Annotated in this window: 14 protein-coding genes and 1 tRNA gene; 5 read left to right on the top strand and 10 right to left on the bottom strand. The window is 47.2% G+C overall.

The annotated features are described in order from the left end of the window. Positions 1–183: 183 nt before the first annotated feature. The 8 genes from FYJ66_RS07860 to prdC all read right to left on the bottom strand — a co-directional run bounded on the left by FYJ66_RS07860 (position 184) and on the right by prdC (position 7,823). Positions 184–804 carry a flavodoxin domain-containing protein gene (locus FYJ66_RS07860; protein ID WP_154572961.1) on the bottom strand — a complete coding sequence of 207 codons (621 nt, stop codon included), beginning with the start codon at positions 802–804 and terminating at the stop codon, positions 184–186. Positions 805–1,092: 288 nt separating this feature from the next. After that, positions 1,093–1,578, bottom strand: a complete 486-nt coding sequence (locus FYJ66_RS07855) for a glycine/sarcosine/betaine reductase component B subunit (RefSeq protein WP_154572960.1) — start codon at positions 1,576–1,578, stop codon at positions 1,093–1,095. Between the two features lie 11 nt (positions 1,579–1,589). Continuing rightward, the gene (gene prdD, locus FYJ66_RS07850; RefSeq protein WP_154572959.1) at positions 1,590–2,351 is read right to left on the bottom strand and encodes a proline reductase cluster protein PrdD; all 762 of its coding nucleotides are present in this window, start codon (positions 2,349–2,351) and stop codon (positions 1,590–1,592) included. Between the two features lie 426 nt (positions 2,352–2,777). Next, positions 2,778–3,503 (bottom strand): D-proline reductase (dithiol) protein PrdB, encoded by a 726-nt coding sequence (gene prdB / locus FYJ66_RS07845; protein WP_154572958.1) that lies wholly within the window; start codon positions 3,501–3,503, stop codon positions 2,778–2,780. 1 nt (position 3,504) lies between these two features. Beyond that, positions 3,505–3,789: a CBO2463/CBO2479 domain-containing protein gene (locus FYJ66_RS07840; protein WP_154572957.1), complete on the bottom strand. Its 285-nt coding sequence runs from the start codon at positions 3,787–3,789 to the stop codon at positions 3,505–3,507. A 48-nt stretch (positions 3,790–3,837) separates the two neighbouring features. After that, complete coding sequence (gene prdA, locus FYJ66_RS07835; RefSeq protein ID WP_154572956.1) at positions 3,838–5,694, bottom strand: D-proline reductase (dithiol) proprotein PrdA; 1,857 nt, start codon at positions 5,692–5,694, stop codon at positions 3,838–3,840. Between the two features lie 192 nt (positions 5,695–5,886). Next, complete coding sequence (locus tag FYJ66_RS07830) at positions 5,887–6,306, bottom strand: sugar transporter (RefSeq protein WP_154572955.1); 420 nt, start codon at positions 6,304–6,306, stop codon at positions 5,887–5,889. A 170-nt stretch (positions 6,307–6,476) separates the two neighbouring features. Further along, complete coding sequence (gene prdC / locus FYJ66_RS07825) at positions 6,477–7,823, bottom strand: proline reductase-associated electron transfer protein PrdC (protein WP_154572954.1); 1,347 nt, start codon at positions 7,821–7,823, stop codon at positions 6,477–6,479. A 573-nt stretch (positions 7,824–8,396) separates the two neighbouring features. Here prdC and FYJ66_RS07820 point away from each other — a divergent pair. From FYJ66_RS07820 to FYJ66_RS07800, 5 genes are all read left to right on the top strand, one after another. Continuing rightward, positions 8,397–9,461: a proline racemase family protein gene (locus FYJ66_RS07820; RefSeq protein WP_154572953.1), complete on the top strand. Its 1,065-nt coding sequence runs from the start codon at positions 8,397–8,399 to the stop codon at positions 9,459–9,461. 339 nt (positions 9,462–9,800) lie between these two features. Further along, a complete protein-coding gene (locus FYJ66_RS07815; RefSeq protein ID WP_154572952.1) occupies positions 9,801–11,003 on the top strand; it encodes a bifunctional chorismate mutase/prephenate dehydratase in 1,203 nt (400 codons plus the stop codon). Next, on the top strand, positions 11,000–12,322 hold the full coding sequence (locus FYJ66_RS07810) for a 3-phosphoshikimate 1-carboxyvinyltransferase (RefSeq protein ID WP_154572951.1): 1,323 nt from the start codon (positions 11,000–11,002) through the stop codon (positions 12,320–12,322). The genes FYJ66_RS07815 and FYJ66_RS07810 overlap by 4 nt, the downstream gene beginning before the upstream one ends. Before the next feature lie 48 nt (positions 12,323–12,370). Next, positions 12,371–13,399: a 3-deoxy-7-phosphoheptulonate synthase gene (locus tag FYJ66_RS07805; RefSeq protein WP_154572950.1), complete on the top strand. Its 1,029-nt coding sequence runs from the start codon at positions 12,371–12,373 to the stop codon at positions 13,397–13,399. Positions 13,400–13,887: 488 nt separating this feature from the next. Continuing rightward, the gene (locus FYJ66_RS07800; protein WP_154572949.1) at positions 13,888–15,255 is read left to right on the top strand and encodes a TrpB-like pyridoxal phosphate-dependent enzyme; all 1,368 of its coding nucleotides are present in this window, start codon (positions 13,888–13,890) and stop codon (positions 15,253–15,255) included. A 939-nt stretch (positions 15,256–16,194) separates the two neighbouring features. Here FYJ66_RS07800 and FYJ66_RS07795 read toward each other — a convergent pair. After that, positions 16,195–16,271, bottom strand: a tRNA-Arg gene (locus tag FYJ66_RS07795). Between the two features lie 118 nt (positions 16,272–16,389). Next, positions 16,390–19,242 (bottom strand): excinuclease ABC subunit UvrA, encoded by a 2,853-nt coding sequence (gene uvrA / locus FYJ66_RS07790; protein ID WP_154572948.1) that lies wholly within the window; start codon positions 19,240–19,242, stop codon positions 16,390–16,392. Positions 19,243–19,244 lie beyond the last annotated feature (2 nt).

The following is a 19,244-nucleotide window of genomic DNA, read 5'->3' as shown; positions in this document are numbered from 1 at the left end:
GATTTTGAATACGAATACAAAAGCTGCCGCATCATATGAATGCGGCAGCTTTTTTCTTGTCTGTATTCGAATACTGCTCTTGAAGAGCTGATGAAAGTTCCTTTAGAGAACCCTTAAAGAAATCAACAGGTCACCAATGTTGTACTTTTGATGGTAACTCTATTATCAGTACAACACTCCCCTCTATCGCGACATTCCAGTTTCCATAACCATGGCCCTAAGGCGGCATATCTCATCTACAAGAGGCTTCAGAGCTTCAATTTGCACTCCGTCATAGCCTTCATCCATTCTGGTCTTTATAAGCTCTCTCTGATGATCTGAAAGGCCGTCAAAGACCTTATCCCCATAGGCCTTCAACATGGCCCTGCCACTCATGTTTAATTTATCACGGTTAAATCGTCCTGGAAGAGGATAATAATGGTCCTCCGGGAGTTTATCAATGTAATTGTATTCTCTCAGGAGTTTTACATAGGACTCATCAGAGTAGTCTCCAAGGCCTGTGCTGAAAACGTAAAGGTTCTTACCTCCCAGATTGAAATTATTGTAGTTGTTCAATACCAGGTTAAGGCCTGTTATATCAGAGGCCTGTATCCACCCTCCGTAGATGATGTTCTGGTAAACCGACATTATTCCCAGCTTGTTCTTTACATATGGCATGGCATCACAATCCAGGATATCAGCCAGCCATTTGGCATATTGTTCTGTTGAACCGTGTTTGGAATCATATACTATCAGAGTGTCTGATTTCTCCTGTTCCTTGTCCAGTGCTCTTCTTTTTTCTGCCTGTCTGTTTGGATTTCTCATCTGAACCCCTCGTCTTGTCCTTTGCAAAAGAATTATTTCAAGTATTCCCGGTCTTCGATTCTGCCGTTTTACTGTTTTCTGTGTTTGTGTTGTATCATTGTCTGTTCTTTATTATGCCACAGCCTGTCTAATGGTGCTATATCTTCAAATACAGCTAAGGCACCCCTGAGCCAGGGATGCCTGAAGGATTACCTGTATAAGCTTTTAACTCCTGTTAGAAACGGAATTCCGGTATTAATGGCCCGTCATAAGAGAGCAATTATTTCACAATGTCACAATTCCTACCTTTTACAGATGGCCTTTGATTTCTTTTTCTTTCATCTTTATTTTGAGCTGTACAAGGGCCTTCTTAACATCTTCAGGAGACATGTTATTCTCTCCAACGATGTTTGATTCCACGCCTTCCGGATTCTTGCAAATATCGATGATATTTTTTCCAATATATTCAGACTCTGTAACGAACTGAGCCATGGAACCACTGAAGTTCAATCCACTCATCGGGATGCCTCTTTCGCCCAGCTCCTGAATGCAGTTTACATAGTCTACGTCACTGTTGCCCCAGCCGTCGGAACTTACGATGACACCGTCAGCTCTCATACATTCAGCAATCTTTGCAGCCATCATGCTGTTTCTGATTTTGTCCACGTTATCGTCGGCAGTTCCGAATACCAGAACTCCCATCAGATCCACGCCTGTATCGTTTCCGACTATTTCAACAAGAGGGTCTCTGAAGTGATGGAGACTTGTTTCTTTTGTAGATGGACCAATTCCCATAATCTGCCTCCTTACTGCATTGAACGGATAGCGCCGTCTCTGTATTCATTAGGTGTGAGCATGATCGGCACATTTCCCATTTCAATAATAGATTTGCCACCTTCTACGCCAGATGGTTCCTTAGGGAACATCCATGTATCGTACATTGCTCCCTGTCCTGCAACCTGACGGATGATGAGGACTTTCTTCTGTCCTGGCCTTACAGTGTCATGATACTCATGTCTTTCAGTGCATTTATTGCCATCGAACTTCTTGAGTTTATCTCTGTAGACCTGAATGAACTCATCACAGGCTGAATGGGCTTCCAGACAGCCCTTACGCTCCTGGCCCTGACCTTTCTTGAAAAGAACGTCAAAGGAAATGATATAGTCATGGTCTCCTGGAGTTCCTGCCTTGTTCAGCCTCAGCATATCCTTCAGATTGCCTTCGGATGAGCCGAATTCATGAGCCTGTTTTCCTTCGGTATCAACGCCTGTAAGCATTACGTACACACCGGTAATAGTATGGGTAATTCCCTCGCCGCACTTGCCCAGTACCTTTGTGGAAATAGGAATTATATCCATTATCGTATTGGTATATCTGTCGTGATCCCCCGGAGCGATAAGATTGATATCGATATTCTCGATTTCGTCATACTTCTCCAGCAGGCCTGGGATAATATCTTTTGACACTGTGAACTGTCCGTTCATCTTTACATCGCAAGTATCGCCCATCTTCACTTCGTTCATATGGAAGGCCTTGATAACGAGCCTTCTGAGATCGATTTCACTCATAAGCTGACCTCTCAAATTTCTCATATAAATGTGTTATCAATTACTGAACACGGGTTGTTCTACCTGACTAAACCGCAGTCCAGTTTCCCTAAACATGAAATTCCCGAAGCAAAATTCCATGTTCAAAGGCATAAACAAGAATATAAATATAATTTGATTATACATTATCACAGGATTTTTTCAACCGTTTAAAGCAGGTGTTTTCCTTGAAATTTCAAGGATTTGAACGGGATTGTCAAAATTTTGCTGATACCTTGTTTTATATTTTTCTTGCCCATATCTTTTTCGCAGATTGAATAATATTCAATTACTTCGATATTATTACACACTAAAAATGCGCCCCGGATAAACCGGGACGCATTATGAGATCATTTATTCCGTGAGTCTCAACGGCCAATTCTAACAGTACAAGAACTCTTATACTAATTAGATCATTGCGTGATACTCGAATGGCAGAGGAACGATCTTACCAGGTGTCTCGATATCCTCGAGTGCCTGCAGAGCGCCCTTTACGATGCCAGTCTGCATCTCAACGTTGTGTGGCTCACCAGCGTTAGCTCCCATTGGTACCAGTGGAGCAACGGCACGTGGAGTACCTGCCTGTCTTACTACTGGTGGAAGTGCTGCGATGATTACTGTAGGGATTCCGATCTCCTCAATTGCTCTCTGCACGATTGTTGCAGAGCGGTGGCAAGTTCCTCATCCAGCGGTCATGAGAACACCGTCTACGTTTTCTGACTTCAGCAGCTTAGCGATAGCCGGACCAGTCTCATGAGTGAACTTCTCGATGTTTCCGCCGCCGCCCATGAATCCAACGTGGGTAGGAGCAGTTCCGCCAATGAATCCTTCCTTAGCGAGCTCGTGAAGTCTTGTGATAGGGAACATGCAGTTGATGTCCTTGTTTACATCGGAGTTATCATAACCACCGTGGGATACCATCAGCATATCTTCTGGTGTTTCATCTGGAATCTTTCTCCAAGTGAAGTCTCCGGCCAGGTTGAACCTCTTGTCATCCTTACGGTGTACTCCTGCTGCTGTTGCCAGTGCGATAGTCATCTCTTTCAGTGGCTTTGTGCAAGGAGTGAAGATTGACTTCGGTGTAACAGGAACGAAGATTTCAGATTGCAGTCCTTTAACAACTGTCAAACTCATTTTAATCCTCCTCTTTGTTTTCTTTCTTTGCAGCTATATCTCTGCGTCTCTGGGTGTAAATGTTCAGTCTGCTAACATACTTTTCGTCGACTTCCGGTCCTTCCTGTTCGATGAAACTCATGTTCCAGGCCACCGTCTGTCCAACTTCGAAAGGATAATCGCTGATGACCATCCTCAGAGGAACTTCCAGATAACCCAGGCGACCTTTAAGATCGATTCCTATGCATCCATCGTGAACCTCCACGATTACGCCCTCAACTCTGATTATCTTATCTCCGTATTTCATAAGTATGTTCTCTCCTGATAATTTTATTCTAATCAGATGATCTTCCGATTAGTCGTACTTCTCTTTTCTCTTCTCAGACATTGGCAGAGACTGCTCGTTCTCAACTGTCTCGATCTTCTTGCCTGTTGCCTTCTCGATGAGCTCCAGGTTGTTGTTCTTAACGTTGACATTGTACTTTCTCTCAGGTGCCTTGATCTCCTCACCAGCCATCTCAGCCTTGAGCATAGCTACACCACGAACAGCATCCTCTGGGCACAGAGTGTTGCACTCCAGAACCTCGTTCTCGATACCGGACATGGACTTGTTGTTGTCGATCATAGCGTTGCAGTACTTGTTACCAACTACCAGAGCACCCTGTGCTGCGCAGAAGGAGAATCCAACTACTGGAATTCCTCTCTTACCGATGTTCTCGATATGAGTTACGAAGTCTACGTGGTTGTTTCCGAATCCCTCTGTTGTAACAAATGCACCATCAACATCAAGCAGTTCTACCATCTGTCCCAGTCTTCTGGATACGTAGAACTTCTCGGAGTTAGCCTGTGGTGATCCAACGAAGATTACGCCGCAGAGGTCCAGTTCAGGATCGTGCAGTGCTTCCAGTACCAGTGGCTCTCTCCAGTAGTGTCTGGACATTTCCTTAGAAGCAGGTCCGATGCATGTCAGTGCGTGGATGCATCCATCAAGAACTTCCAGTGGGGAAGCAGCGATAGGAACGTTACCCATATCTACGTTAGGCTTAGCTCCCAGTGTTCCAACTGGCTCTACAGGGAACAGGAAGTTATCGTGCATAGCGCCCTGGCCCATGATCTCCTTGATTACAACTACCTTCTTCTTTCCAGGTCTTCTTACCTGCTTGAACTCCTCAAGGTCAGCCTCGAACTCGGACTCATCAACCTTCTTCAGAGCCTTACGGATAGCATCTGTGATGACATCTGTAGCCTTGTGAGCAGCGATAGGACCAGGTCTCTCCATGTTCTTTCCAGCATCGATGATGACCTCTGTCTTGATCAGAGTCTCGCCCTTGTCAGCAGCACCAGGTCTGCCCCACATCATGTTCTCGTCGATGTATCCCTCAGATGAACCGAACTCACCGATCTGAACGCCGTTTTCATCTGTTCCGGAAACTACCATCAGAACGCCATCCAGTACTCTGGTAACGCCCTCGCCCAGCTCAGCTTCGCCTTCCTTTGTAGCGATAGGCTGGATATCCATGATTGTCTCGGAATATGTGTGATAGTTCTCTGGAGTGATTACATCGATCTTCAGGGACTGAACCAGCTTCTCGCTCTCAACAGCCTTCTCTTCGATGCCTTCCTCAATGTACAGAACGTGGTTCTCGATCTTTGTTTCAGGACCTCTCTCAACCTTGTCGATTCTCAGGTGTCTTCTTGACAGTGTCCTTACTACCTTCTCCTCTTCAACTGGAGCTGCTGCTTCAGCTGCTGGAGCTGCTGCTACTGCTGCTGGAGCTGCTGCTACTGCGCCGCCGCCCAGGCCTGCAGGGAGCTCTATATCGATGTTCTTTCCTTCACCGATGTGGAGCTTGATTGTTCCGCCAACAACTGGAGCCAGTGTAGCTGCAGGTGCTGCAACAGGTGCTTCCTCTACAGGAGCTGCCTCCTCAGCAGGTGCCTCTTCCTCGCCCTCCAGCTCATCGTACTTATCAATGATGTCTGGTGTGATTGGAGTCAGGGAATCAACGGTCTTTGTCAGCTTAGAACCGTTGAGAACCTGTCCCAGCTTCAATGCGCCATCAGTGTTCAGAAGTCCTGAATCGATCAGATCAGGGAAAATAGCTGGATCCTCAAAGTTAGATGGAGCCAGTACAGTTCCCTCTTCTGCTCTGCAGCACAGGACAGCCGGATCGTTTGCATGTTGTTTAGCTGTTTCAGCTGTAATTGACATTTCGATCTTCCTCCTTAAAAAATAATTGATGCTTGCTTTCGCAAAATTTATATTTATCTGTGTCTCCGATATGCTTCGGGGGTCTCGGAAGCACATAATAAATACTGTTTAATGCCTTTCGGCAACCGGTTTCCCGGCGGGGCAGTCTCCTCAGAGTTATCTGCCCCGAATTGCGAGCTGCACCTGTCTTCTTTAGAAAACAGGGAACTCGATATAGATGTCTTTACCTTCAGCAATGGCCAGCTTTACAACTCCGCCTGCAACAGTCATCTTTGTGCCTGCCGGTGCTGTTACTGGAACAGCCTCATCCTCTGCTTCTGCAGGTGCATCAGCCTCTTCCTCTGTCTCATCTGCAAGTTCATCATACTTGTCGATGATATCTGGAGTAACTGGTGTAAGGGAATCAACAGTCTTGGTAAGTGTTGAACCGTTCAGTACCTGCCCCAGCTTCAGAGCGCCGTCTGTATTCAGAAGGCCGGAATCGATCAAATCAGGGAAAATTGCCGGATCCTCAAAATTGGATGGTGCCAGCTTTGTTCCTGCCTCTGCCCTGCAGCACAGAACTGCGGGATCGTTTGCATGTGCCTTTGCTGTTTCTGCTGAAATTGACATTTGACTATCCTCCTTAGATTGTTTTGCTTAAAACATTTCTTAATGTATATAAGCTGAAACTGTTCGCTTTAAAAAGCTTGGGAGGGGAGGTGTCAAGCGAATCATCTCAGTTTACTACCTTTATCGTAGTGTTATCCGAACAGAACCGGAGTCCTGTTCAAATACTGGAACTAGTTGTTCTCAACGTTGTCCTGTACGTTCAGATCCTGGTCTACTTCCTTGGAAACTCTCAGTGTTCTGTACAGAGGGTGTCCAACAGCTCTCATCAGGTGGTCTGTCATGTGCAGAACCTTCAGGCCCATCTTAGGACCGGAAGCCATAACTGTGTTGGAGCAGTCGGAGCAGTTTCCGATAAGGATATACTCACATCCGGCCTTCTTGAAGTCCAGGTTGTTCTTTACCTGTCCAGGGCAGATACCAGGACGCTCGCACTTTCTGGAGCCGTTCTTCTGCTCCTGAGCCTGCTTGCAGTAGCAAACCTGTGTAACTGTTCCGTTGTATTTCTTAGCCAGGTCTTCCATTCTCTCAAGGTTTCCGCCGCAGGCACAAACCAGGATTCCCAGCTTAGCTCCCTTAAGATCCATGAATGGCATGGAAACAAGGATAGCTCCTGTTGTCTTTGTAATAGGTGCATCAAGTGTTGTAGCGTGACCTGTGAAAGCTCCGCCCATTGTGATCTCACCGTACTCTCCGTCGATTCCGCCGGCTCTCTCAATGAGGTCTCCAACGCTTGTTCCAACAGGAACGTCCATGAATACGTGAGCTTCATTTCCACCGTTCAGCTTACCTCTTACTGTAACGTTCTTCAGGAATGAAGGCTTTCTCTCATCAATAGCTTCTGCGATTCTAGCGCAGGTCTCACTGTTGATAACTACTGCCTTAGCAGCTGATGGCAGCTGGCTTGGCTCAAGCTCAATGCCCAGGCAGGATCTTACTACAGCTCTTTCCTCTCCTTCTGGATAAATGTCTGCCAGAAGGTGACGGGAAATATCAGGCTCGTTCTCCAGAAGAGCGTCCAGCTTCTCGATAGCCTTGCGGTTCTTCTTCTTGATAGCGAAGATAGCCTTGTTAGCTCCGGAAATCTCCATTGCGTACTTAACGCCCTTCAGGACCTTCTCCGGCTCGTCTTCCATCTGCTGAATATTATGTCTCAGGCCAGGCTCGCACTCTGAAGCGTTTACAAGAATGTATCCATCTCCGTCGAAGTGTGTGTCCAGCTTGATTCCTGTAGGGAATCCGGCTCCGCCCATTCCTACGACTCCGGCAGCCTTTACCATTTCCAGAGGTGTTCCCTCAGGAATCTTCTCGTAATCGTCAGGCTGCTCCTCGTCTGGCTTGATGATGATTCTGTCATCTGTAATATCCTCAACAACGCCATATGCGCTGGAGAAAATATTTGCACCAAGTCCTGTAGGCTCGGCAATCAGTGTGCCCTTCTTAACTTTGTCACCAACTTTAACAACTGGTGCACAAGGCTTGCCGACATGCTGTCTCAGTAAAATCTGCAAATTTTCCATGCCCAAGTTTCTCCTTTGTGAAATAAAATACCATCTCATATCTCTCAGTTATTTCAAGGCTGAGGGACATCGCTTAACATGGTAAATGATAGCATATCAACAGGGCTTTTTCAATATTCGGGGAGTCTTCGTCATTGAACATTTCAATAAGTTACTGAACCCCGTAAGTACGTTTTCCCTTCGAATATGCTATTGATTTCGTCAATACATTAACACCCTATTATGGGAAAATCAACTACTAATCAATAGATTTTCTCAATGTATCTCTATCTGTCCCAGATTGTCACCCACTTAACACCAGGAAGATGCACATTATTAATATGTAATATTTTCACGCCTGACCACAGCGGTGGACTTTTGAAAAATATTTTTCCGTTAAAATTTCATACAAATCAAGGCATGTTTGATGCGTCAAACTTGCATGAATTTCGATGCACGCCGCTGTTTTCAAGGGATATACAGTTTTTAGCATTTGTTAAAGTTTTGTTGACTTTGATTATTCCATGGAATACAATTTAATCATTCGAGGGCGATGTATTGAAATCGTCTATTGTTTTTAAGGAGGTAACTAGCATGGCACTGGAAACCAAGATTGATTATTCCAAGTATACTGATTGTATCAGAACCATCGAGGCTCATACCGAAGGTGAGTACTGCAGAGTTGCTATCGACTGCCCTGAGACTAAGGGAAACACAATGATCGAGAGAAAGCATTATCTGGAGGAGCACTACGATTACATCAGAACTATGCTGATGTATGAGCCACGTGGACACCATGATATGTTCGGTGCTATCATCACTGAGCCTTGCAACAAAGAGGCTGACTTCGGAGTATTCTTCATGGACGGCGGCGGATATCTGAACATGTGTGGTCACTGCACAATCGGAACTGTTACAGCTATTCTTGAAGGTGGCCTGATGGAGATGAAGGAGCCTGAGACAGAGGTTGTTCTGGAAGCTCCTGCAGGAATCATCAGAACTGTTGCCAAGTGCAAGGACGGCAAGGTAACTGGCGTTACCCTGACTAACGTTCCTGCTTTCGTATATAAGAAGGATCTCCACCTGAACTACAACGGAAAGGATGTTGTTTACGACATCTGCTTCGGCGGTTCCTTCTTCGCTCTGGTAGACACAGAGAAGAACTTCGGATTCAAGGTTGGTCCTGACACAGCCGGCGAGCTCACAAAGTTCTCCAGCTTCGCTCTTAACGAGATCAACAAGACTGTTGAGATTCAGCACCCTGAGCTGGACATCACTACTGTAGACCTGGTAGAGAACTACTGCACAACAGACATCGATCCTAAGGAGACATGCCCGGATGCCAAGTTCGCTCTGAGAAACCTCGTAGTATTCGGAAATCCTGATGATCCTCAGCTTGACAGATCTCCATGCGGCACAGGTACTTCTGCTAAGATGTCCTGGCTGTATGACAAGGGAGAGCTGAATGTTGGCGAGACCTTTGTTTATGAGTCATTCATCGGAACAAAGTTCATCGGACACATCGCTGATACTGCCAAGGTTGGCGACTACGATGCCGTTATCCCACAGGTTACCGGCGGAGCTTACCTGACAGGTGAGGCTACATGGTTCATCGATCCTGATGATGCAATGGGCAAGGGATTTGTAGTTCCTAAATAAGAGATGATTTTTTCAAAGCATTTTGTGCCTTTCTAAATCTTTTTCAGAAAAAACGGATCCTTCGGGATTCGTTTTTTCTTTTATATTTAACCTTGACAGCCTTCTCCAGCCCTTTATAATATTCGACAACATTCATATTGTTTCTTGGGAGATTTTCACCTTAGCCACCAGGCAGTTTTGTGGCAGGTGTGGATAACAGGCTGTGTGAGTTTATAATGAATCAACCAGGTTTACGGCGGATCTGTGGATCCGCACTTTTTATTTTCTTCGTTATAGAAGGCAAAGGCTTATTGATATAGAATTAATGAGAATCTGAATAAATCATGGAGGGTCAGAACAATGGTTGAGAACAGTAACATGAATCCTGAAACGGCAGAATCACCGGACGTTGATGAGCTGGAATCACTGCGTCAGGAAATAAACAGCATAGACAAATCCATGGCCGCCCTTTTCCAGGCCAGAATGAAGACAGTTCAGCAGATTGCCGCCTACAAGAGGGAACACGGACTTTCTATTTTTGACGGAGCCCGGGAATCTGACGTAATCGCATTAAACAGAAGCTATATCAGCGATCCTGAAATTGAACCTCACTATGTGGACTTCATGCACACAGTGATGAATATTTCCCGCCGTTACCAGGAGAAGATTATCTCCTCCATGAAGATTGCCTACGCCGGAGTTCCCGGGGCCTTCAGCTATATTGCTGCAAAAAAAATGTTTCCATCTGCCCGCCTGATTGCTTTCCCTACTTTCACCCAGGCCTACAGAGCCGTGGAATCAGGGGAAGTGGACAGTGCAGTTCTTCCTTTGGAAAACAGCTGGGCCGGCGAGGTTGGTGAGGTTATGGATCTTATTTTCAGCGGAAGCCTGTTCATCAACCAGGTTCTGGATCTTCCCGTGACCCACAATCTCCTTGGCATTAAAGGTGCTGGAATCCAGGATATTACCCGGGTAACCAGCCATCCCCAGGCCCTTGAACAGTGCAGAAGTTTTCTTGAAGCCCGCAATATAGAGGCGGCAGCCTGCAGCAACACTGCCGCAGCAGCAAAAATGGTTTCAGATGCAGGAGACATTCATCTTGGCGCCATTGCCAGCTCCGAAACCAGCAAAATCTTCGGTCTCGACATTCTGGAGCCCCACATTAACGACGATCCGTACAATACCACCCGGTTCGCCGCCTTCAGCCGGGCCCAGAACCGGCCGCAGCCTGATTCCAATCATGAAGACGACCATTTCATCCTTGTTTTTACAGCAAAAAACGAAGCAAGTTCCCTTGCCCAGGTGCTGAATATCATAGGTGCTCATGACTACAACATGGGCACAATGAGGAGCCGTCCAATGAAGGGACTTCTCTGGAATTACTATTTCTATATAGAAGCTGAAGGCAATATTCACACCGAGGAAGGTACTGAGATGCTGCGGGAACTGAATGTACTGTGTGCCCAGCTTAAGATGGCAGGCACCTTCCGGGCCGGAACAAATCTGATTTCAAGTACCGTCCAGTCCCGGAACACCACTGCACAGGAGAACAGCGAAGAATGAAAGCAATAATACAGCCAGGCCGGGCCGCCGGAACTGTTCAGGCGCCTCCGTCAAAAAGCATAGATCACCGGATGCTGATCTGTTCTGGCCTTACAGGGGGATTGAGCAACCTGTCCGGTGTTTCCGGAAGCTGCGACATAGTGGCCACCATGGGGGCTTTGTCTGCCCTTGGAGCTGAAATAAAACGGAGTTCATCAGGTTCTATTCAGGTAAGAGGAACTGGTGCCCCAGGTGTTTTTTCGGCAGGATGCAGTGATTCATCTGAAAAAAAAGAGATTCTTCCCTTGATAGATTGCGGGGAGTCCGGAAGTACTCTCAGGTTCTTGATTCCCGTTTCCCTGCTTTTCGGCGGCGGAATTTTCAAGTGCGCACCCAGGCTGATGGAAAGAGGCATTTCTGTTTACGAGAAAATCCTGCCTGAAAAGGCAGTTGAAATATCCAGTGACCGGGAATCCTGCTTAATTACGGTATCAGGAATTCTGCAGGCCGGAAGCTATGTAATTCCCGGCAACATCAGCAGCCAGTTTGCTACAGGCCTTCTCCTGGCCCTGCCCCTCCTGCCAGAAACAAGCAGGCTTATAGTCAAAGGACCTGTGGAAAGCCGGCCATATATTGACATTACCCTGGACGTAATGAGACAGTTTGGCGTCCACGTGAAGGTATCAGAAGCCAGAAGTGTTGAAACTGATTGCTGCGATCTGATTTTTACAATTCCCGGGAGGCAGCAGTATAAAGCCGGAAATTATGTGACTGAGGGCGACTGGTCAAATTCGGCTTTTCTGTATGCACTGAAAAAAATCAAGGAAATCAATCGGGAGTGGGATTCTTCGCAGGAAAATTCCCCTATGACCATTACAGGGCTTAATCCTTCAAGTTCCCAAGGAGACCGGGTATGTCCGGAGCTTATGGATTCTATTTCCCGGCGAGGCACTGAAAAAGCTCTTGATATTTCAGGCTGCCCTGACCTTGGACCTGTACTAATGGCTTTTGGTGCAGCCACAGGCGGATGTTATCTCACAGGCACGGGAAGGCTCAGAATAAAAGAGTCTGACCGGGGTCAGGTAATGGCTCAGGAGCTGGCAAAATTCGGCATAGAAGTCCGCTGCGGAGAAAATGACATTAAAGTTTTCCCGGGAAAGCTTCAGAAGCCCGTAGAAATTCTCCGGGGTCACAACGATCACCGCATAGTAATGTCCCTGGCCGTTCTTTCTACCATCACGGGAGGCACCATCGATGATGCTGAGGCCGTTTCAAAAAGCTGGCCGGATTTCTGGCATGTCCTTTTCTCCCTGGGCATCCATGTTGATCTGGAGAATTAAACTCAATGCAGGTTTAGGGAATCAAAGAATAATCAACGGAGTTATACAATGAATTTAGTGTTAAGAAGGAAAATTCCAACGGTTTCGGAGATACGGGCCATGTATCCCCTTACTGAAGCCACCCGGCAGCGGAAAGCCGCAAGAGACCGGGAAATCGAAGAAATTTTTACAGGAAAAAGCAACCGTTTCCTCCTTATCATCGGTCCTTGCTCTGCTGACCGGACTGATGCAGTTCTGGATTACTGCGGGCGGCTGGCGGCCATTCAGGATGAGGTTAAGGAAAAAATTCTCATCGTCCCTCGGGTGTATACGAATAAGCCCCGGACTACAGGAGACGGCTATAAAGGCATGCTCCATCAGCCTGATCCCTCTGGAGAGCCCAACATGCTCAAAGGGCTGATTTCCACCAGGCGCCTTCACATACGGGTCCTTGAGGAGACGGGCCTCAGCACGGCAGACGAAATGCTGTATCCCGGGAACCAGAGATATCTGTCCGATGTGCTCAGCTATGTGGCTGTAGGGGCCCGGTCAGTGGAAAATCAGCAGCATCGCCTTACAGCCAGCGGTCAGGATATTCCTGTTGGAATGAAAAATCCCACCAGCGGGGACCTTAGCATAATGATGAATTCCATTACAGCTGCTCAGCACCCTCATACTTTTCTGTATGAAAACTGGGAGGCGGAGTCCAAGGGAAATCCCCTGGCCCACGCAATTCTAAGGGGTTATACGGACCGGCAGGGTCACTCCAGTCCCAACTACCACTATGAGGATCTGGTGGAACTTAGTGGCCTGTACGAAAAATCCTCTCTGGTCAATCCGGCGGTTATCGTTGATACTAACCATGCCAATTCAGGAAAAAACTGTTTCGAGCAGTCCAGGATTGCCAAGGAAGTGCTCCACAGCATGCGGCACAATGAAGATGTGGCCGGCATTGTTAAGGGGCTTATGATTGAATCTTATATTGAAGACGGAAAACAGGGCCCTGAGGGGACTGTATACGGCCAGTCTATTACCGACCCTTGCATCGGATGGGAGAAAACGGCCAGGCTTATCTATGAGATTGCAGAGCTTCTGTAGAGAAACTGGAGGCAAATTATCGGCTATTCGTTCTGCCTGTTTTTTTGTGATTTTTTCATTATTTATGTAATTTTTCTTGACGTAATTTGTTGTTTTTGCTAATATGTCACTACAATTTAATTTTTAAACCTTTGACGAAGAGTGAGTAGTCCTGGACCTTTCCATTAGAGAGAGCTGCCGTGGCTGTGATGACAGTATGGGAACCCGGGGTGAATGGGCTTCGGAGGGCGACCGGAAAAGGATTTTGACCCTTAATCTTGATCCTTAGTATGGAAGACGGAGAGGGACCTCCGTTATCAAACCTTGCATATGAACACGTATGCTAAAAGCGGGCGCATAAGCGTCAAGCCGGGTGGCACCGCAGGAGCCTCGACTGAGAGATACTACTCCTGTCCCAGCAGTTTTTGTATGGGACAGGAGTTTTTTTACATACAACCTCCTCTCCCGAAAGTATTCAAATCATTGTGTTTCGCGAAAGGAGAACAGTTATGACAAACCAGATTCCAAACAAAATCTATCTCAGCGAGGATGAGATGCCTGCCCAGTACTACAATCTCAGGTCCGATATGAAGATCAAACCTGCCCCTCTTTTAAATCCTGCCACTCTTAAGCCGGTCACAAAAGATGAGCTGACGCCGGTTTTCTGCCAGGAGCTGGTGGATCAGGAACTGGACGATACCACCCGTTTTTTTGATATTCCCCGGGAAGTTCTGGATTTCTACAAGACTTACCGCCCTTCTCCATTAGTTCGTGCCTACCGCCTGGAAGAGGCTCTGGACACCCCGGCGCAAATTTATTACAAATTCGAAGGAAATAATACCAGCGGAAGCCACAAGCTTAATTCTGCCATCGCTCAGGCCTACTACGCAAAGAAACAAGGTCTCAAGGGCGTAACAACAGAAACAGGAGCCGGTCAGTGGGGCACTGCTCTGTCCATGGCCTGCGCCCACTTCGGCCTTGATTGCAAAGTTTTTATGGTAAAAGTCTCTTATGAGCAGAAACCATTCCGCCGTGAAGTCATGAGAACTTACGGCGCAGATGTTACTCCATCTCCTTCGGAAAAAACTGCTGTTGGCCGGAAAATCCTGAGCCAGCATCCGGGCACTACGGGCAGCCTTGGATGTGCTATTTCGGAAGCCGTTGAAACTGCCGTTTCTTCCAGTGGTTACAGATATGTTCTGGGAAGCGTGCTGAACCAGGTTCTCCTTCACCAGAGCATTATTGGTCTTGAGGCCAAGGCAGCTCTGGATAAATACCAGATAAAACCTGACACCATCATTGGATGCGCCGGCGGCGGCTCCAACCTAGGAGGCCTTATTGCTCCGTTTATGGGTGAAAAGCTGCGGGGCCAGGCTGACTACAGGATAATTGCGGCAGAACCTGCTTCCTGCCCTAGCCTTACCAGAGGAAAATATGCTTATGATTTCTGCGATACAGGCATGGTCTGCCCTATGGCAAAAATGTACACCTTAGGTCACGATTTCATTCCCTCTCCTAACCACGCAGGAGGCCTGAGATATCATGGAATGAGCAGCACCCTGTCAGAGCTTTACCACCAGGGGCTGATGGAGGCCAGAGCATACGAACAGACCGACGTGTTCAAGGCTGCAACTATGTTTGCAAAAACTGAAGGGATTCTTCCTGCCCCAGAAAGCAGCCATGCAATCCGGTGCGCAATTGATGAAGCTGTAAAGTGCAGGGAAACAGGTGATAAAAAGACTATCTTATTCGGTCTGTCAGGCACTGGATACTTTGACCTTACTGCCTATCAGCAATTTAATGAGGGCACCATGACAGATTTCATCCCTTCAGATGAAGAACTGCAGCCGGGATTTGACAGCTTGCCGGAGATTTAAGGAGATTGAATGAGGTTTAAGCCATTACGGGTTGACGGAGGTTTTACCGGCCTTGCGGGATACGGACGGAGACCTTAGAAGACTAAAGGCAATACGTTTGATGGAGACCTTAATAGACTTACGGAGATTTCACCAGCCTTGCGGGATACGGACGGAGGTTTACTGACTACCAGGTGGATTGTCCGACGGTTTGAAAGCAGTACTGAATGCGGCTTCTGTTGATAGTACTGCTGATGACAAGTGGCGGGAGCAGTACTGAACAGTAATTGTTAGCGCTGTACTGCTCGCGGTCTTCTGTTGGAGCAGTACTGAATGCCGATTTCTTTGTTACTACTGCTCCATGGGGGTTGTCGGAGCAGTACTAAACGCGGATTCTGTTGATACTACTGCTGGTGACAAGGGGGTGAGAGCAGTACTGAATGCCGATTTCTTTGTTACTACTGCTCCATGGGGATTGTCGGAGCAGTACTGAATGCGGATTTCTTTGTTAGTACTGCTCCATGGAGGTTGTCGGAGCAGTATTAAACGCGAATTATGTTGATAATACTGCTGGTGACAAGTTTTCGGAGCAGTACTGAATGCCGATTACTTCGTTAGTACTGCTCCATGGGGGTTGTCGGAGCAGTACTAAATGCGAATTCGCTTGATAGTACTGCTGGGACAAGGAAAAGCAAGCTGCGAGGAAAACTTTTTCCATGACATATGCAGAATTTCCCATATCATGGAATTTTGCCAGGGACCATTCCATGGCTTGCAGAAAAATCCCCCTATCATGGATTTTCCTGCCCTGTTCACTGTCCACTGCTAGGCAGGGTGCCTGTAATGGGTTTGAAGCCCAATGGTCCGGTCCACGAGTCCGCCAATTTAACATTAAACAGCAACTAAAAAGCCGCTGATTTCAACGTTTCCGTTGATTTCAGCGGCTTTTCTCATTTGCTATGGTGCACCCGCAGGGACTCGAACCCTGAACCTCCGCATTCGTAGTGCGTTACTCTATCCAATTGAGCTACGGACGCTCAAACAGCACAGCAATTATACTTGTATTCAACAGCAATGTCAAGTCGTACTGTTACTGTATTGCTGCTGTACTGTCTTTCAGCTCTTATCTTCTAATCTTCTTATGCTTTCATATTTCTACAGTTTAAGGATTTTCTTGAGGTACTGCCCTGTGTATGATTCCGGAACTGCGGCTACTTCCTCAGGGGTTCCGGTTGCAACAAGGGTTCCGCCCCCGTCTCCTCCTTCAGGTCCCAGATCGATTATCTGGTCTGCACACTTGATCACATCCAGGTTATGTTCGATGACTATTACTGTATTTCCCTCATCTACCAGTCTCTGGATTACTTCCATCAGCTTATCCACGTCTGCAAAATGAAGGCCTGTTGTAGGCTCGTCCATGATGTAGAGGGTTTTTCCGGTGCTTCTTCTGGACAGCTCTGTTGCCAGTTTGATTCTCTGGGCCTCTCCTCCTGAGAGCTGGGTTGAAGGCTGACCCAGTTTTACATATCCAAGGCCCACATCGTTGAGGGTTCTCAGGTATTTCTCGATGTTGCTGTGGTTCTGGAAGAAAGGCAGCGCCTCTTCCACCGTCATGTTAAGGACGTCGGAGATGTTTTTGCCCTTGTATTTAACCTCCAGAGTTTCATGGTTATATCTGGCTCCGCCGCAGACCTCACAGGGAACGAAAACGTCTGGCAGGAAATTCATCTCTACCTTGATTATTCCGTCACCGCCGCAGCTCTCGCAGCGGCCGCCCTTCATGTTGAAGCTGAAGCGGCCTTTTGTATAGCCTCTCATTTTAGCTTCTGGCATCTCGGCGAAAAGCTCTCTGATTCCTGTAAACATGCCTGTGTATGTGGCAGGATTAGATCTTGGCGTTTTTCCAATAGGCGTCTGATCTATGTCGATTATCTTGTCGAAGTTTTCGATTCCTTCTATCTTTCTGAATTTTCCCGGTCTTGCCTGTGTTCTGTTTGTCACCCGGGACACTGCTTTGTAGACGATCTCGTTTACCAGGGTGCTCTTTCCAGAACCGGACACACCGGTAACGCAGATCAGCTTTCCGCCGTCAAAAGTAACGTCGATGTTTTTCAGGTTGTGTTCGGCGGCTCCGTATACCTTCAGATGGGTGCCGTTTCCGGGGCGGCGCTGTTCAGGCACCTTGATTGATTTTTTCCCCGAGAGATACTGGCCCGTTATGGATTCCGGGCAGGCCTTTATATCCTCAACAGTTCCCTGGCAAACAAGATGTCCTCCGTTCATTCCGGCCCCTGGTCCGATGTCCACAATGTGGTCTGCTGCGTACATGGTATCCTCATCGTGTTCCACCACAATAAGTGAGTTTCCCATGTCTGTAAGCCTTCTCAGTGACTGGAGCAGCCGGGCGTTGTCTCTCTGGTGAAGGCCGATGCTTGGCTCATCAAGAATATAAAGAACTCCAACAAGTCCGGATCCGATCTGAGTAGCAAGCCTGATTCTCTGGGATTCTCCTCCGGACAGGGTGCCGCTGCTTCTGTCCAGTGTCAGGTATCCAAGTCCCACGTTCTTCAGAAAGCCCAGTCTCCCCTTGATTTCCTTGAGTATCATAGCAGCAATCTTCTGATCTCTCTCCGAAAGCTCCAGCTCATCGAAGAACTTCAGGGCATCGCCAACAGATTTTTCCGTAAGATCAATAATATTAATTCCACCTACGGTAACGGCAAGAACCTTGTCTTTCAGCCTTTTTCCATGGCAAACCTTGCACTGGGACTCTTCCTGAAGTGCTGCGATTTTTTCCTTTATGTAATCTGAGTTTGTTTCTCCGTAACGTCTCTCCAGATTTGGAATGATGCCCTCGAAGGTGTGGTTCATGTGGCTGACCTTGCCAGCCTTGCTTACGTAGTCGTATTTGATCTTCCGTTCTCCAGTTCCGTAAAGAAGATCATTTTTGAAATCCTCTGGCAGATCCTTGTATGGAACATCCAGCCTGGTTTTATGATCTTCAGCCAGGGTGTTCAGCATGTGCCTGTACCATCCCATGGAATCCATAGATCCGAAAACATTGCCAAGAGCCCCATTCAGTATGGAGATATTCTCATCGACGATGAGCCTGTCCGGATCAATTCTCAGGGTAAATCCCAGACCGGAACAGTTCTCGCAGGCACCGTAAGGGCTGTTGAAGGAAAACATTCTGGGCTCCATCTCTTCGATGCACACTCCGTGTTCCGCGCATGCGAAGTTTGTACTGAAAGTCTCCAGGTTGTCAATTAGCTCTCCGTCCTCTCCTCTTGTTTGGAAAAGAACATTGACTATTCCCTCTCCTTCTTTCAGCGCCAATTCAACGGCTTCCGAGATACGGCTGTGATTGTCCGATCTGACCTTGATCCTGTCCACAGCAATTTCAATAGTATGTTTCTTGTTTTTCTCCAGAACAATGTCCCCTTCATCCAGAGACTTCATCTGGCCGTCAACCCTTACACGGATGTAGCCATCTCTTTTTATCCTGGAAAAAACAGCCTTATGCTCTCCCTTTCTTCCCCTTATTACCGGAGCAAGGACTGTAAGCCTGGTTCCCTCACCCTTCTCACAGATCTTGTCCACAATCGTATCTACGGAAGCGCTGGAAATCTCCCTTCCGCAAACAGGACAGTGGGGAACGCCTATTCTGGCGTAGAGCAGCCTGAGATAATCGTAGATTTCAGTGACTGTACCTACTGTAGAACGGGGATTCTTGTTTGTTGTCTTCTGATCGATGGAAATAGCCGGGCTCAGGCCCTCTATCAGGCTGACGTCAGGCTTTTTCATTAGTCCCAGGAACTGTCTTGCGTATGCAGACAGACTCTCTACGTATTTCTTCTGACCCTCTGCATAGATTGTATCGAATGCCAGCGATGATTTTCCTGATCCGCTGAGCCCAGTCATAACCACCAGCTTGTCCCGGGGAATCGTGACGTCAAGATTCTTCAGGTTGTGCTCTCTGGCCCCTTTGATTACTATATTTTTTTCCAATT

Origin of the sequence: Allobaileyella intestinalis, assembly GCF_009695865.1 — a bacterium.
Classification (GTDB): domain Bacteria; phylum Bacillota; class Clostridia; order Peptostreptococcales; family Anaerovoracaceae; genus Allobaileyella; species Allobaileyella intestinalis.
This window is presented reverse-complemented; position numbering and strand designations above follow the sequence as displayed.

What these genes read in the sequence shown, in the direction of transcription:
- FYJ66_RS07840 (WP_154572957.1), bottom strand. Translation starts at nt 3,789, where the DNA reads ATGAAATACGGAGATAAGATAATCAGAGTTGAGGGCGTAATCGTGGAG.
- FYJ66_RS07830 (WP_154572955.1), bottom strand. Translation starts at nt 6,306, where the DNA reads ATGTCAATTTCAGCAGAAACAGCAAAGGCACATGCAAACGATCCCGCA.
- FYJ66_RS07820 (WP_154572953.1), top strand. Translation starts at nt 8,397, where the DNA reads ATGGCACTGGAAACCAAGATTGATTATTCCAAGTATACTGATTGTATC.
- FYJ66_RS07810 (WP_154572951.1), top strand. Translation starts at nt 11,000, where the DNA reads ATGAAAGCAATAATACAGCCAGGCCGGGCCGCCGGAACTGTTCAGGCG.
- FYJ66_RS07860 (WP_154572961.1), bottom strand. Translation starts at nt 804, where the DNA reads ATGAGAAATCCAAACAGACAGGCAGAAAAAAGAAGAGCACTGGACAAG.
- prdA (WP_154572956.1), bottom strand. Translation starts at nt 5,694, where the DNA reads ATGTCAATTACAGCTGAAACAGCTAAACAACATGCAAACGATCCGGCT.
- FYJ66_RS07855 (WP_154572960.1), bottom strand. Translation starts at nt 1,578, where the DNA reads ATGGGAATTGGTCCATCTACAAAAGAAACAAGTCTCCATCACTTCAGA.
- prdD (WP_154572959.1), bottom strand. Translation starts at nt 2,351, where the DNA reads ATGAGTGAAATCGATCTCAGAAGGCTCGTTATCAAGGCCTTCCATATG.
- FYJ66_RS07815 (WP_154572952.1), top strand. Translation starts at nt 9,801, where the DNA reads ATGGTTGAGAACAGTAACATGAATCCTGAAACGGCAGAATCACCGGAC.
- prdC (WP_154572954.1), bottom strand. Translation starts at nt 7,823, where the DNA reads ATGGAAAATTTGCAGATTTTACTGAGACAGCATGTCGGCAAGCCTTGT.
- FYJ66_RS07800 (WP_154572949.1), top strand. Translation starts at nt 13,888, where the DNA reads ATGACAAACCAGATTCCAAACAAAATCTATCTCAGCGAGGATGAGATG.
- FYJ66_RS07805 (WP_154572950.1), top strand. Translation starts at nt 12,371, where the DNA reads ATGAATTTAGTGTTAAGAAGGAAAATTCCAACGGTTTCGGAGATACGG.